This window comes from Vicinamibacteria bacterium, from assembly GCA_035620555.1.
Taxonomy (GTDB): domain Bacteria; phylum Acidobacteriota; class Vicinamibacteria; order Marinacidobacterales; family SMYC01; genus DASPGQ01.
This window is the reverse complement of record DASPGQ010000623.1, coordinates 1-14,652: the sequence shown is the minus strand read 5'-3', so window position 1 is coordinate 14,652 and position 14,652 is coordinate 1. Positions and strand designations below refer to the sequence as shown.

The window sequence follows — 14,652 nt, the reverse complement described above, 5'->3', positions numbered from 1 at the left end:
CGAGGAGGACGTTGGCGACCGTGGACTTGCCCGCGCCAGAAAGCCCGGTGAAGAAAACGGTGAAACCTTGTTTTTGGCGCGGAGGGTGTGTGCGTCTGAGCTCCTGGGCGACCTCGCGGAACGTGAACCACTCCGGCAGCTCCCGCCCGTCGGCAAGCCGCTGACGAAGCTCGGTGCCGGAGATGCTCAGGAAACGGGTTCCTTGCGGCACTTCGTCATCAGGGAAGTAGCGTCCCTGGTCCTCGACGTACACCATGTTGCGAAACGGAACGATGGTGACACCTAGCTCCGCCTCGTGCTCGTTCACGAGCCCCTGGGCGTCGTAGGGACCGTAGAACGGCTTTCCCGACGAGTCCTTTCCCGGCCCCGCGTGGTCCCGGCCCACGATGAAGTGGGTACAGCCGTAGTTGCGCCGGATGATCGAGTGCCATACCGCTTCGCGCGGTCCCCCCATTCTCATGGCGAGGGGTAGGAGCGAGATCTTGGCGGTATTGCGCGGGTAATGGGTCGAGAGCGCCTGGTAGCAGCGCACCCGAGTGTAGTGATCGAGGTCTCCCGGCTTGGTCATGCCGACCACCGGATGGATGAGAAGATTCGCTTCGACTTCCTTCGCCGCCCGCAACGTCAGCTCGTGGTGGGCACGGTGCATGGGATTCCGGGTCTGGAATGCGACGACGCGCGTCCATCCCATGCGGACGAACTCCTCCCGCAAGCTCGAAGGCGTCTGGCGCAACGGGCGGAAGTCGTAATGGATCGGCAGCTCGAGTCCCTCGAGGCGCCCGCCGACGTAGAAGGGATGGGTTTTCTGCGTCGTGTAGAGAACGCCTGGGTGCTCCGTATTTCCGGTCCCGAAGACAGCCTCGGCCTCCTCCGGCCGGTCTGGCCGCCACACGTCCTCCACGTGAAGGGCTGCGAGCATCACTCCCTCGGGGTCCCGGAGCGCGAGAACGCTTCCAGGATCGAGCTTCTTCGCGACATCCTCGGGGAGATCGAGGGTGATGGGGATCGGCCAGAGGACTCCATCCGAAAGGCGCATATCCGAGCAAACGGGATCGAAGTCGGATTTCGTCATGAACCCTTTGAGCGGAGAGAATCCCCCGTTCAACAGCAGCTCCAGGTCGCAGAGTTGTCGCGGCGTCAGATCCCAGGAGGGCCACTCGCGGGACAGAGCCTTCAACTCGCTCTGGCGTTCGGGCTCCGAGACCAGGTCGCAGAGTGTCCCGCCGTAGGGTTCGATGAGTTTCGTGGACATTACATCTCCTTTTTTTCGTTGGCTTCGACACCGATTTGTCCGACGAGCTCCTCGAATTGTCGGATGTAGGCGTCCAGGTTGCTTCGGCTGTCTCCGACGAGCGAGTCGAATCGAAGCCCTGCACCGCGGAACGTTTCCGGCCCCTCCGCGGTCAACCAGACGACTCGGAAGCGGGCCGCGCAGGGACCCAGCTTCCACGGAAGCTCGAAGTCCAACACCCCCTCCTGGTCCAGCTCCGGAAGCGTTTCCGCCCGGAAAAAGGTGCCCCCGAGGCTCACGTTCATCAGATGGCCGGGGAAGAGCTTCCGCGAAACGGACAAGGTACCTCGGATGGTGACCGGGCCGTAGCGCGGATGGCGTCTTTGCTCCGACCCGTCTTCGCCGGGTGGGGGCGTGGGCGTCGAGGCGAAACGTACCCGAGCGTTCTCCATGGCCTTCTCCAGCATCAACAGGAGGTCTCCCGTGTCGAAAGCCCCCGCTCGATAGAAACCCTCGAGGCTGAGCCCCTCGAGCTCGGGAACGGGAGACTCCTTCCCCTCGAATCGATAATCTCCGCTAGTGGCGTCGAAGAGCTCGCGGAGTGCCGTCAGTATCTGGATTCCGCACATCGAACGTGCGTTGTCGTCGGTTTGCTTTGCCGCTCGCACGAGCAGGCGCAGGGTCGAGGGGGACACGGCACAGACGACGCTTCCATTCTCAAAGACGATGGCCCCGCGGGACTCCGCACCCTCGACGCTCAGGATGCCGCTCTGCTGTGAGTACGCGATGATCTGGATGACGTCCAGGAGCGGGCGTTCTTCGAGCCTTCCGATGTAGGGCATCGATAGTCCATGGTAGCGGATTTGAACGTCGAGGGTGAGAGGTTTTCAGATGAGGGCTTCGGGGGTCGACGCGGAGGTCTTCGATTGTGACCAGCGCCCGTGGGCGACGACGACGAGCCCCACGATGGCGAGGCCGGCTGCTACCGCCGAGCTGTAGCGCAGTAGCGGGTGTTTCCACGTCACCACCGTCGGATCGGGGCTGGTCGGAGCCGGGACAAGAGCCTGGATGGAGCTCGAGGCCGCGGAGGCGCGGGGGAGAGCGAGGCCGGGCGCGGTCGCCGGTTTCGGCATCTTTCCCGCGAGAACGTCCCCTAGATACGGTGGATTGAAGTTGAATGCGATCTCCGGCACTTGATGGTGGGCGCGGTGATGCTCGATCTGATGATTGCGAATGTCGCGCAACAGGGGAATTCGCGACAGGATGCGGTCGAAGCCGTTGCCCTCGATATGGGTGAACCAGTGGGTCGCTTCGAAAACCAGATAGTGCAGCAGAGTGCCTGCGAGAAACGCCGTCAGCTGGCTGTCGGAAAGAACGGGTAGCAAGGCGAGATAGTGGATCGAGATGAGAACGGGGAACATCCAATATTGACCGGCGATATGATCCAGATCCGACGGCCGCGTCGTTCGGAAGTTAGCGTCGTGGAAGATCCGGTGGTGTACGAGATGGCGGAACCTCACGCCCTCGAGAAAGCGCACTCGGCGGTGCATTCCGACGCGATGGGCGAGGTGCTCGAAGAACTGGGTGTACAGGACTCCGGCGGCGAACAAGGCGATGTGAAGGGCCCCGAAGTCCGATGGCGAAGGAGCTTCCAGAGCAACCACGGCGAGGAAAGAGCCCGCCGCGACTGCGGCGGTTCTAAGGATCGGCAGGTGTAAACGCATGGTGCCTTCCCCCCGTTGGCACCCTCGTTTGCTACTTCAATGGTCGGCCTTTTCGGGCCAGAAATCAAGCGCTGTTTGGCGGTACACGTGGATTTCGCTTGCGATCGGAGTTAACATCGCACTCCACGACAGGAGGAACTCATGGTCTCGATGAGGGTCGTCGGCACGCTTTCCACCATCCTGCTTGGCGGATCCGCAGTCGCCGAAGAGGCGTACTCCCCCAAGCTCTTCTCCGGTCTCGAGTACCGGATGGTAGGGCCGTCCCGAGGCGGCCGTGTCACCGCGGTCGCGGGACATCGGGCTCAACCATCCACGTTCTACCTCGGTGCTTCCGGGGGCGGCGTCTGGAAGACGACGAACTATGGAATCACCTGGGAGCCGATCTCCGACGGCTACTTCGCGACCGGTTCCATAGGCGCCATTCGCGTTGCGGATTCCGATCCCAACATCATCTACGTATCCACCGGCTCCGATGGACTCCGATCCAACGTCATCATCGGAAAGGGAGTGTACAAGTCGGAAGACGCCGGCAAGACCTGGCGGCACGTCGGACTCGAAAAGACGGGCAACAGCGGAGCGGTTCTGATTCATCCGACCGATCCGGACCTCGTGTACGTGGCCGCGATAGGGAATCCGTTCGCCGCGAATCCGGACCGCGGCGTCTATCGATCGAAGGACGGGGGAGGAAGCTGGGAGAAAGTCCTTTATGTGTCGGACGAGACCGGAGCCGTCGATCTCGAGCTCGTTCCTGGCAACCCTCGCGAGATCTATGCGACGATGTGGCGCGCCGAGCGCAAGCCCTGGACGATCGTCAGCGGCGGAGAGGAAGGCGGCGTCTACAAGTCATCGGACGGCGGCGACACCTGGAAACCGCTCGAAAACGGGCTTCCCCAGGGCCTGCGGGGCAAGTCCGACCTCGCCGTCTCGGCGGGCGATCCGAACCGCGTCTATGTCCTCATCGAAGCGCCCGAGAAGGAAGGCGGCGTCTACCGTTCCGACGACCGCGGCGAGAGCTGGCATCAGGTGACCGATTTTCAGCCGATCCAGAACCGCCCGTTCTACTACTGCAATCTCGAAGCCCATCCGACGAATCCCGACATTCTCTGGGGCATGGCGGAGGGTTACTTCAGATCCGAGGATGGCGGAAAGAGCTGGAAACGCCGGCCGGTTCCCCATGGCGACAACCACGACATGTGGATCAATCCTGACAACCCCGACGTCTTCATCCAGTCGAACGACGGGGGAGCCAACGTGACACTCGATGGCGGCAAGAGCTGGTCGACGCAGAACAATCAGCCGACCGCCGAGCTCTATCAGGTCGACATAAGCGACGATTTTCCCTATCGCCTCTATGCGGGACAGCAAGACAACTCGACGATCTCGGTCCCGAGTCTTCCGCCCCGGGAGATGCCCGCGGGCCATGTGGCTCTCTGGGAAGCGCACGGCGGTTGTGAGACGGGCCCGGTGGTCCCCAAGCCCGGCGATCCCGACATCGTCTATGCCGACTGCAAGGGCCGATTCGGCTATTACGACCGCCGCACCGGCCAGGAGCAACAGTACTACGTCGGGTTCCAGAACCTCTATGGCCACAACCCCAAGGACCTGAAGTACCGCTTTCAGCGGGTCGCCCCCATCCATGTCTCGCCCCACGACCCCAACCGCGTCTACCACACCTCGCAATACGTCCACGTCACCGAGAACGGCGGTCTGGAATGGCACACGATCTCACCGGATCTGACGGCTTTCACCGCCGAGACTCAGGTGGTGTCGGGATCTCCCATTACGATCGATGTCACCGGGGAGGAGCATTTCAGCGTCATCTACGAGATCCAGGAATCACCCCATGAACGTGGCGTGATCTGGGTCGGCGCCAACGACGGACCCATCCATATCACGCGCGACGACGGGAAGACCTGGAAAGACGTTACTCCGCCGGGACTGGGGCCCTACGGCCGGGTCCAGACCATCGAAGTTTCGCCGCACGAGCGCGCCAAGGCCTATGCGTCGATTCTCCGATACCAGCTCGGCGACTTCGAGCCGCATGTGTACAAGACCGAGGACTACGGCGAGAGCTGGACGCGCATCACGACCGGCGAGAACGGTATACCCAGTGACCATCCCGTTCGCGTCGTCCGCGAGGATCCCGATCGGGAAGGGCTGCTCTATGCGGGAACGGAGTTCGGGATGTTCGTGTCTTTCGACGACGGGGCCAGATGGCAATCGATGCAGCTCAATCTTCCGGTGACGCCCGTCACCGATATCAAGATCGTGGACAAGGATCTCGTGGCATCGACGATGGGAAGAAGCTTCTGGATCCTATACGACCTGACGCCGCTGCACGAGATCGATGCCCAAGTTGCTTCCGCCGAGGTGCACCTCTTCGGCGTCGAGGATCCCTACCGTCTTCGCTACGGTGGGCGTCGTTTTCAAGAGCCCGCCCCCGACGAGCCCCAATACCCGCCGCCGGGCGCAAATATCGACTACTACCTGGCGAGCGAGCCGGCGGGAGAAGTGACTCTCGAGATTCTGAGCGCCGATGGGACCCTGGTTCGCCGGTTCTCGAGTAGCGCGGAAGGCGAAAAGAACGTCGTTCCCGCCGAGGCCAGTATGCGGGAGTGGAGCTTGGAGCGCGTGGGAACACCTCAGCTACCGAAGAGCGCCGGTTTTCACCGTTTCGTCTGGGACCTGCGTCATGCGGGACCGTGGGACGAGGACGAAGAGCGATCGGGTCGAGACGGCCCCCTGGTGGCCCCGGGGACCTACCGAGCGCGGCTGAGCGTCGGTGATTGGAGCCACGCGGTCTCGTTCCAGGCCAAGACCGACCCGCGGGTGGTGGTCGCCGGACGGGTCAGCGACGCCGACATCGAAGCCCAGGTCGTTCTCGCCTTGAAGGCGCGCGATGCGCTCTCGAACGCCCGGAGTGCCGCCCACCGTCTAGCACAGGCGCTCGAGACCGCGTCGGGTGCCACCAAGACGACGCTCGAGCAGATCGAAGAGGAGCTCGTAACCGCTCCGGTTCGTTATTCGCGCCCGATGATCGTCGATCAGCTCGAGTACCTCTACGGCAACCTGGATTCGGCCGACCAGAGGCCCGGCAAAGATGCCTACGACCGTTACGACGAGCTCACCGCTCAGCTCGAGGAGCAGGTGAGCAAGCTCGAACGGGTGTTGGCCACCACCGATTCAGGCGCGGGAGCGCGTTAGACGTTCTTTTAGGAGGGAGTCATGGCAGACAAACCGGATATCAGGAAGCTCATTCTCGTGCCCGCAATCATCACGCTTGCGGTCACGCTTCTTCGTCTCGTGGGTGAGTTCATGAACTTGCCCGCGTGGCTCGCGAGTCGGGCGCCCGGTGGCAACGGCGCGCTCATCGGTATCACCTGGCTCGCTCCGATCTTCGGGGTGTACTTCGCGTACAAGCTCGCCGGCTTCGCGGGCCCATTGTGGAAGAACCTGGTGAAGACGATGTTCTACTATGGGCTCGCGGCGAGGATCCCCGTCATTCTCATCATGGGGCTGGCCATTTTCGGTGACTGGGGGACGCACTACGACGCCTTTCCTCCAGAGTTTGCGTCCATGTCCAGCTCGATGAAGTTCCTGTTGGGCGCGGTCGTGACCCAGCTCGTCCTTTGGGTCGGGGTCTGGACTACGGGCATCGGCTCGCTCGTCGGGCTCATCGCGACGAAGATCCGCGCGCCGAAGGAAGCGACCGCTTGAAACAGCGACCGCGCGGGTAGACCGTCTCTGGCAGGCTCCTCCCCGAGTGACCGAGCTCGGCTTCGAGCGGAGCTGCGCTCCGGGGCGCCGCTAATCGCCGACGCCTTTGGAGGCGATGCGAAAATGTGCCCGGCGATTCCTTCGCCAACAATCTTCGCCGCCCATCGTGCATTGCGGGCGTTCTTTCCCGTAGCTGACGATTCGAAGCCGGTGCCTCGGCAGGCCCAGGCCCATCAGGTAATCCGCGACCGAGCTCGATCGGCGCTCACCCAGCGCGAGGTTGTAATCCAGTGTGCCACGTTCATCGCAGTGCCCTTCGACCTCGATGAGGACCGTGTTGTAAGGCTTCATGAGCCACTCTGAGTTGTTCTGAATCGTTTGCCGTGCCTCGCCCCTGAGATCGGACCGGTCGTAATCGAAGTACACGTCGGAGAGCTTCTTCTGAAGCTCGTCCAGAGTTGCCGTGCGGAACCAGCTTTCCTCGTCGAACGCGTTCGCCGTAGGCTTTTCCGGAGCAGGTGTCGGACGAGCCGCTGCGGTCCGTTCGGGAACGGCGGCCGGTGGCCCCCCGATCGCCGCATTCTTCTTGTTGCCACAGCCGGCTGCAGCCAGCCCGCTCACGGCGACGGCAAGGATCCCGGTGATCATCTTGGTCATGGTTCTCTCCTCTCGGGAATGCTCAATGCCGTGGCGGGACCCGCGATCGCCCGGCCGCCACGGCTCGGGCTGCTTACGGCGCGGCGAGCGCGCCGGGCTCCCGCCTGCGCCCTTCGGGCTTCGGCGAGGTTTCGACGAAGCCTTGGCGAAGTCGAACGCTCCGCTCGCGCAGGGTGGGCTGAGATTTCCATCACCCTGCTAGACATTGGAATCGTGAAGCCGACGGCGGCTGTCGGCGGAACGGATGAGGTCAGGATCGCTCCGACGTGGCCCGATGGCACCGATCGGAGCCAGGCGGCGGACGACCAGCCTCAGTTCGTCGAGGTCGAAAGGTTTGTCGAAAACCGCCGTCGCGCCCAGACGACGCGCCTCGGCGTGTAGCTCTTCGCTTCCGAAGGAAGTAATGAGTACGAACGGCGTCGTGAGATCGTGACTCCGAAACCGCGACAGGACGTCGAGTCCGCTCCGCCCCGGCATGCGAACGTCGGCGATCACGAGGTCGACGACCGGAAACGCGGCAATGAGCGCGCTGAGCTCGAGCCCGTCGACCGCGGGAATGACTTCGTATCCCTCGGCGCGAAGGCTCATCTCCAGAAGAACGCGAAGCGCAGCGTCATCTTCCGCCAGCAAAATGCGCCGCACTTTGTCCGCGCCGGGCGTGGGTTCGCTGGACATGGCCCGTTTCTTTTGCAAAGCACATGCCCCCTCGGAAGAGGCTCCATCCCAGGCAAAAGCCGACCACGGGCAGGCAGCGCCTGGCAAAATTGTCACGCACGTGGCTTTTTGCCACGTGCACCAGGCGCTCATGAATTGCCGCACATAGTCCTGGTCCATGGACGTTCGCTAGCACCGCCGCCGACTTCCGGTATGCTAGGGCTCATATGGAGCCGAAGCGACCCGAGCACTTATCGGAGTTTGCGCGCATCTCGCTCGAAGCCCTGGCGGAGGCAGGTCTCGGTCAACTTTTGTCGCTCGGCGGCGCGATCGGGCTCCTTCACTACCTCGACTACCGCGAGACACATGACGTGGATGCTTGGTGGGCGGTGGCCGCAGGACATGAGGAGCGCGAGCGCGTGCTTGCCGTCGTCGAAGACGCCCTCGCACCGTACGGCGAAATCAGGCGACGCAGCTGGGGCGATGTCGTGAGTATCGACTTGCGTGAAGGGGGAAAGACGGTCTTCAACTTCCAGATCGCAGCTCGCTCGGCCCAACTCGAGCCAACCCGCGTTGCCCCATGGGTCGATGTATCCCTCGATTCCCTGACTGACGTTTTGGCCAGCAAGATGGTGGCTCTTGTGGAGCGCGGCGCCCCCCGTGACTTTCGCGACGTCTTCGCGGTCTGCCGAGCTAGCCTCGCAACCGCCGAGGAGTGCTGGGGGCTTTGGCGGCGGCGGCAGGAGTTGGCAGGAAGCGACACCGGTGCGCACCGCGCCCGCCTTGCCATCGAAACACACCTGGAGAGGATCTCCCGCCATCGACCGCTCGAAGCGATCGAAGATGCTACACAACGGGAAGAAGTCGCGATCCTAAGGCAATGGTTCGTCAAGGAGTTCCTGGATGCCCTTCGAGATTGATGGGGCTCTCTATCCCGATCGTGAGCCGCCTGTTGATCTCGAGAGCCTCGCCGAACGTGTCGACTTCCTCGTTCGTCTTTGCTCTGCGTGGGACTTCGGACGGCTGCCGGACCGTGCCACCGTCGAAATGGTCCGCGGCGCTGACTGGCGCGAAGCGGTCGAGGAAACCCGCTTGTTGACCTCCTGCGCGTACCACCTCATTCGGCGCTGGCACGGTCTCCGCCGACTGCCCTACCTCGGTCAGGAAGTCGCCGAGATCCGAGACGATCCCAACCTCGAGTACGTCTGAAAACTCTTCCACGGGGAAGGAAACATTCTCCAGAGCTCGGTATGCCGAGGGTCTCGCAAGCCCAGTATCTGATCACGTGTCGATGAATTGGCGCACATGGTCCCGGTCCATGGGATGCGTTCCCAGCGAGACCGCGATCAATACAACAACGTGCGCCGCGAGCCCCCAGATTCCGGGATGGATATCCTGCCACTGAAGAGCGGGAACGAGGTTCCACAGAATCGTGACCGCGCAGCCAGTCAGCAGTCCGGCGATGACGCCGGGTCGCGTCGAGCGACTCCAGAAGAAAGCAGCGATCAGCGGTGGGAATATCTGGGCGATGAAGCCGTAGGACAAAAGAAGCAGGAAGACGAGCGAGGCGCTCGAGAACAGGGCGAAGTAGAACGCCAGGGCGCCGATGGCGATGACGAGGATCCGGATGAGGCGCGTCTCCTTCTCGTCTTCGAGCGGCGCCTTTCTCAGCTTCCGGTAGAAGTCTTTTACGAGCACCGAAGCGGCGGCATGTACGATGGCGTCGCCCGACGACATCGAAGCCGCGAGCGCTCCGGCACAGAACATACCCACGACCAGCGGGGGGAGCTCCATCGAGGTCACGATGGTCGGAAGGATCGTGTCGGGCGGATCGACCCCGGGAAAAGCCGTCACGCCGGAGAAGCCGATGAACATGATCGGCACGAGAAATATTTGAAAGGTGGGATAGAACACGATCATCTTCTTCAGGGTGCGGATGCTCCGTGCCGTATAGATCTTCATGAAATAGTGAGGCCAGACGCCGAAACCGAAGACGGATATCGCGATCGAGCTCGAGAAGCCGCCCCACGTCCAGGCCTTGCCCGTGGCGTCCAGGCCGGGAGCGGCCAGCATCTCCGGCGCCGTACGTGCCAGCTCCTCGAACATGGGCCCAATGCCCCCATGCAGCTTGTAGGGAAGGTACAGGCCGAGGCCCCAGGCGAGCGCCATCATCAGGATGCCCTGAAACGTGTTGGTCCAGGCAACGCCCATGACCCCGCTGCGAAAGACGTAGATCAGCACCACGGCGTAGGCGATCGCCGCGCCACCCCACTCGGGAATCCGTCCCTCGGTGACGACGGAGAACACGTATCCTGCGCCTTGCATCTGGAGTACGAGGTAGGGGACGAAGGCGATGAAGCTGATGACCGCGAGGATGGCGGAAACGAAGGTGCTCCGGTAGCGGTGAGCGAACAGCTCCGCTTGAGTGACGTAGCCGAACTCCCTTCCCAGCGAAGCGATTCGCGGCCCGAGGAAGTACCAGGGGAGGAGCCCGACCGTGCCGTAAGCGATGATGTAGAACGACGCCGCCCCTCGCGAGTACGCCCAGCCGGGCCCTCCCAGAAAAGCGAAGGCACTGAAGATCGAGGCCCCGAGGATGAAATACAGCAGGACGAAACCCAGGTTGCGATCGCCGGCGACGTAACCTTCGGTGCCCCGCGACGCCTTCCCGCCCGACATGAGGCCGACCGTCAGCGACACCGCGAGATAGCCGATCGTCACCAGGAAGACGATGAGCCAGCTATCCATCAATCGAGCTCGCCAGTTGCGCTCTCCCAGAGATACAGGCCGAGCATCACGCAGAAAACCGCGACGTTGATCGTGACGAGATAGAAAAGAGAGAAGGGCATGCCGAGTACGAGAGGGAAGACGCGGCTGAAGAGGGGATAGACGGGCCACATCGTCGCCAGGAAAGCAATGATGCAGAAGACGGCGACCCGCCTCGCGGGCTTCGACAGGGTCGGTCGGGTCGTCAAGGTTTCGACGGCACGATCTCGATCTCGAACAGCCTGGGCCACAGTTTGCCCGTGACGAATATGCGCTGCCGAATCGCGTCGTAGGCGATACCGTTCAAAACGTCTTCCGTCCCGCGACGATCTCCCGGCGACAGGAGTCCCGACAAGTCGATCCATCCGAGCACATCGCCCGACTCGGGCGAGACTCTCACGATTCGGTCATCCTGCCAGATGTTGGCCCAGATCTCGCCTTCGATGTACTCGAGCTCGTTCAAATTGAGAACCGGGGTGCCTCCATCTTTGACGGTGATCCGTCCGGTCTCGACGAGCGTGTCGGGATCCCAAAAATAGAGCTCCGAGGATCCGTCGCTCACGATCAGGCGTTTGCCGTCGTGGGTCATGCCCCAGCCTTCGATCCCGTATCGAAACTCGCGGATGATCTCGAGGGAGTCTTTGTCGTACACGAAGCCGACCTGCGACGTCCAGGTCAGCTGGTAGATTCGATTGCCCAGCACCGCGATCCCCTCGCCGAAGAACATGGGAAGGAGCGAGGCTTTCTTCTGAACTCTCCCAGTCTCCAGATCCACGAATCGCAAGGACGAGCGTCCGCGCAGGCCGGTGCTCTCGTAAAAACCGCCGTCCTGATAGACGAGACCTTGGGTGAAGGCCCCGGGATCGTGGGGATAGACGTTCTTGACCTTATAGGTGTAAACCGGCGCGTCGGCACACACCGCAGACGAGACAACGACTGCGAATCCGAGAACGGCGGTCATCACCGAGCGGCTCGAGCCATCATACCCTACACGATATCGAGAGTGTCGGTCAGCAGAGCGGGAAAAAAAGCGACGATATGTGGCAAAAGGCGACAAGGCGATCGGCGTGCCGCGCGTCCGCGGTGAATTCAACCGCGGCACAGGTCTTGCATTTTAGACTTTCATGTGGAACGAACGGACGGCATCCGGCGGGCAACGGATCCTCCTGGCTGAAGACGACTCCGAGCTTCGTGCGGTCATTGGCTACAGCCTGGGGCTGGATGGTCACGAGGTGGTTGCCATGGCCAACGGAGTCGAGCTTGCCTCGTGGCTTTCGGTCTCGCCACGCGCGGACGTCATCATCTCGGACGTGAAAATGCCGGGCCCGAGCGGGCTCGAAGTGCTGGCGCGGTTCAGGCGGACCGATTCCTCCACGCCGTTCGTTCTCATGACCGCTTTCGGGAGCGCCAACTTCCACCACGACGCACAGCTTTTGGGAGCCACGGCTCTCATCGATAAACCATTTGATATGGATGACCTTAGAGCTCTCATACGGGGGCTGGTGCCGCCAGACGATGCGGGTTCGACCGGCGCGAGCTCTAAGGTCGTCCGCCAGCTTCCAGCAGGCTGATGAAACAGTTCGCCGGGGGCGTCAGTCCCGCTTTGTCTCCCCCAGAGCCTTCCCTGGCCCCCCGGCGCATCCATCGGTGATTTTGCGCCATTCGACGCCATGAAGTAGTCTCGCGGCGCTGGGCTCCGGACCGCATGGATTCTCGCCATCTCGCTCCCCGACTCGTCGCCGGGGCAGCGCTGGTCTCGGTCCTGTGTCTTTCGCTCTTTCTGTACCTGGCTTGCGTCTATGCGGGAGGGATCGAGGGAACGATTGCCGGGATTTCGTTCAGCTCCCGCAATCTCGTTCGTCCCGCATTGGCTATCTTCGTTTCCGGGCTTGCTCTCGCGAAAATTTTCCCGGCGCTCGGCTCGCCTCGTGACGCAGCGACGATCTTGGCTTGTTTCGTCGCCTACTCCATCTCTTCCCGGTGGGAGGTGGTGTCGGGGGACGTGGTGCCGACCGATTACACAGCGTTGTCGATTGCGTCCCTCGATGGAACTTCGCTCGACGCCTATCCCGAGCTTCTTGCGAACGGGGTTCCTTACTACGTCGTCGAAACGCCCGTGGGGCTCCGCTCCCGTTTCCCTCTAGGACCGGCTCTGGTTGCCTGGCCGCTCTTCGCGCCAGCCAAGCTCTCGAACCTACCACGCGAGCAGCTCGTGCACCGGATCGGGAGGTTCTCGGCGCTACTCATTGCGTTGGCGTCAGTTTGGCTCGTATTGCGTATTGGACAGCGACTCTCATCGACTTTTTCCCCGAGGCAGATCGCGTTGGCCTACGGTCTCGCTACGTCCCACTGGGCCATTTCTTCGACCGCGTTATGGCAGCATGGTCCCGGGGAGCTCTGGATCCTCGGGGCGCTGGAGCGATTCCTCGACGAGACGACCTCCCAGGCCCGAAGGCTCGCAGCCGTGGGTGCATGTCTGGGGCTGGCGGTTTTCACCCGTCCCCCCCTTCTCATCGCAACCGGAGTCGTCGCCGTGATGGTCTTCCGTCACTTCGGAAAGAGGTCGCTGGCCGCGATGCTCGGCTTCGGTTGTGTAAGCGCTCCCCTGGCTTTCTATCATCTCCAGACGTACGGAACGCTCGCCGGACCGTACGTCATAGGGCCTCAGAACTTCGACTTCCGGCTCGTCAGCTGGATCGAACGAACGTTCTGGCTGTTCGCGAGCGCGAGCCGGGGTGTCTTCTGGTTCGAGCCGGTCGTGCTCCTCGTCCTCGTTGCGGCGGCAATTGCCGTCGTGCTGCGGGAGGAGCGCCTGTACCTTCGATGGGGACTGATCGGTTACACGGCCATCCTCGCGTTCTATGGTAGCTGGGTCTTCTGGTGGGGAGGCGATTGCTACGGGCCGCGATACATGACCGATGCGCTACCCTTCTGGGTGCTCATGACGTGCTCCCTCGGCCGAGGACATAAATGGGCTGGTTTCCGTACGGCCATGGCGGGCTCCGTGGCTCTTGGAGTCTTGGTAAACGTCGCGGGTATCTTGGGACCGGCTATCCATTGGAGTGCAAAGCCTCCAGTCGACTGGTTCTCCGAGCGTTTGACTTCATTCGGGGACTCGCAGCTCGTCTCGGTGCTCCTGTCGATTACGCCCGGGGACAATCGGGTGCGCCGCGCCGTTCGCGCCGAACAACAGGGTGACTTGTTCGACGCCGGAGATCTTTGGATGGAGGAATGGCAAAAGCGACCCTGGCATCAGTTTGCCGCGTTTCGTGCCGCCGATCTCTTCTTGAGAGCCGATCGCTGGATCAAGGCATTGGACCTCAGCGAGGCTTTGACGCAACGTTGGCCTGACTCTCCGTACGCGCGTCATCTTCACGCGAGACTTCCCCGTATCTATCAGCTCTCCCGAGTTGAGCCAGACGCCATCCCCCTCACCGCCTACGCGTCCCGCAATCTCACCCACGCCCGCAACGTGCGCGACGCGAGGTTCGGAACGAATTGGAGTACGATCGAGCACCAGAAGGCAGAGGACTGGCTCGAGCTGATTCCCGCGCCCGACGTTCGGATCCGCGGCGTGGTGCTTTTCTCTGCTCCGGACTTTGCCGCCAGCCCTGCCGGCATCGAGATTCGTGGACGGGTATCGAACGGCGACGAGATCCTCCTTGGCCGCCAGGCGAAGGTTCTCGCTGCGAACAAGGGCTGGATTGTGGTGCGTTTCGAGCCTGGTCGGTTCGAGGCGGTTCGAATCCGCATCTGCCGGAACGAGCCCCGCCCCTGGACGGTTACCGAGGCGCGATTCCTCCTTGCCGAGCGAGATGGGAAAGTGGCTCGCGACCGGGGGTCTTCCCGGCATTGAGTCTCCGTCGCGGGTTTCTTGACTCACCCTGTCATCTTGCGTTCGCT

The 14,652-nt window shown here is 62.4% G+C and carries 14 protein-coding genes; 6 read left to right on the top strand and 8 right to left on the bottom strand.

What is annotated here, in order from left to right:
• The 3 genes from sat to VEK15_25565 form a co-directional block, all read right to left on the bottom strand.
• On the bottom strand, nt 1-1,252 hold a 1,252-nt coding region (gene sat / locus VEK15_25575), incomplete at its 3' end, for a sulfate adenylyltransferase (GenBank protein HXV64096.1).
• A complete protein-coding gene (locus VEK15_25570) occupies nt 1,252-2,073 on the bottom strand; it encodes a DUF4388 domain-containing protein (GenBank protein HXV64095.1) in 822 nt (273 codons plus the stop codon). The genes VEK15_25570 and sat, both read right to left, overlap by 1 nt.
• A gap of 45 nt (nt 2,074-2,118) precedes the next feature.
• Complete coding sequence (locus tag VEK15_25565; GenBank protein ID HXV64094.1) at nt 2,119-2,955, bottom strand: hypothetical protein; 837 nt, start codon at nt 2,953-2,955, stop codon at nt 2,119-2,121.
• A gap of 141 nt (nt 2,956-3,096) precedes the next feature.
• On the opposite strand from VEK15_25565, the gene VEK15_25560 reads away from it, so the two are divergent.
• Complete coding sequence (locus tag VEK15_25560) at nt 3,097-6,159, top strand: hypothetical protein (GenBank protein ID HXV64093.1); 3,063 nt, start codon at nt 3,097-3,099, stop codon at nt 6,157-6,159.
• 21 nt (nt 6,160-6,180) lie between these two features.
• Nucleotides 6,181-6,672: a hypothetical protein gene (locus tag VEK15_25555; GenBank protein ID HXV64092.1), complete on the top strand. Its 492-nt coding sequence runs from the start codon at nt 6,181-6,183 to the stop codon at nt 6,670-6,672.
• Between the two features lie 90 nt (nt 6,673-6,762).
• Here VEK15_25555 and VEK15_25550 read toward each other — a convergent pair whose 3' ends face one another.
• Nucleotides 6,763-7,329, bottom strand: coding sequence for an OmpA family protein (locus VEK15_25550; GenBank protein ID HXV64091.1), 567 nt, complete (start codon nt 7,327-7,329; stop codon nt 6,763-6,765).
• A 198-nt stretch (nt 7,330-7,527) separates the two neighbouring features.
• Nucleotides 7,528-8,004, bottom strand: coding sequence for a response regulator (locus VEK15_25545; GenBank protein HXV64090.1), 477 nt, complete (start codon nt 8,002-8,004; stop codon nt 7,528-7,530).
• A gap of 206 nt (nt 8,005-8,210) precedes the next feature.
• On the opposite strand from VEK15_25545, the gene VEK15_25540 reads away from it, so the two are divergent.
• Together VEK15_25540 and VEK15_25535 are read left to right on the top strand one after the other, a co-directional pair.
• Nucleotides 8,211-8,903: a nucleotidyl transferase AbiEii/AbiGii toxin family protein gene (locus VEK15_25540; protein ID HXV64089.1), complete on the top strand. Its 693-nt coding sequence runs from the start codon at nt 8,211-8,213 to the stop codon at nt 8,901-8,903.
• On the top strand, nt 8,887-9,192 hold the full coding sequence (locus tag VEK15_25535) for a hypothetical protein (GenBank protein HXV64088.1): 306 nt from the start codon (nt 8,887-8,889) through the stop codon (nt 9,190-9,192). Before VEK15_25540 ends, VEK15_25535 begins: the two co-directional genes overlap by 17 nt.
• Nucleotides 9,193-9,264: 72 nt before the next feature.
• Here the strand turns inward: VEK15_25535 and VEK15_25530 are convergent, their stop codons facing one another.
• Genes VEK15_25530 through VEK15_25520 form a run of 3 tightly spaced genes read right to left on the bottom strand, consistent with a single transcriptional unit; the run spans nt 9,265 to nt 11,710 of the window.
• A complete protein-coding gene (locus VEK15_25530; protein ID HXV64087.1) occupies nt 9,265-10,731 on the bottom strand; it encodes a sodium:solute symporter family protein in 1,467 nt (488 codons plus the stop codon).
• Complete coding sequence (locus VEK15_25525) at nt 10,731-10,958, bottom strand: hypothetical protein (protein HXV64086.1); 228 nt, start codon at nt 10,956-10,958, stop codon at nt 10,731-10,733. The genes VEK15_25530 and VEK15_25525 overlap by 1 nt, the downstream gene beginning before the upstream one ends.
• Entirely contained in the window at nt 10,955-11,710 is a 756-nt protein-coding gene (locus VEK15_25520; GenBank protein HXV64085.1) for a glutaminyl-peptide cyclotransferase, read from the bottom strand. The genes VEK15_25525 and VEK15_25520 overlap by 4 nt, the downstream gene beginning before the upstream one ends.
• A gap of 163 nt (nt 11,711-11,873) precedes the next feature.
• Between VEK15_25520 and VEK15_25515 the strand changes: the two genes are divergently transcribed.
• Nucleotides 11,874-12,320, top strand: coding sequence for a response regulator (locus VEK15_25515; GenBank protein ID HXV64084.1), 447 nt, complete (start codon nt 11,874-11,876; stop codon nt 12,318-12,320).
• A 134-nt stretch (nt 12,321-12,454) separates the two neighbouring features.
• Entirely contained in the window at nt 12,455-14,605 is a 2,151-nt protein-coding gene (locus VEK15_25510) for a hypothetical protein (protein HXV64083.1), read from the top strand.
• The last annotated feature ends 47 nt before the right edge of the window (nt 14,606-14,652 follow it).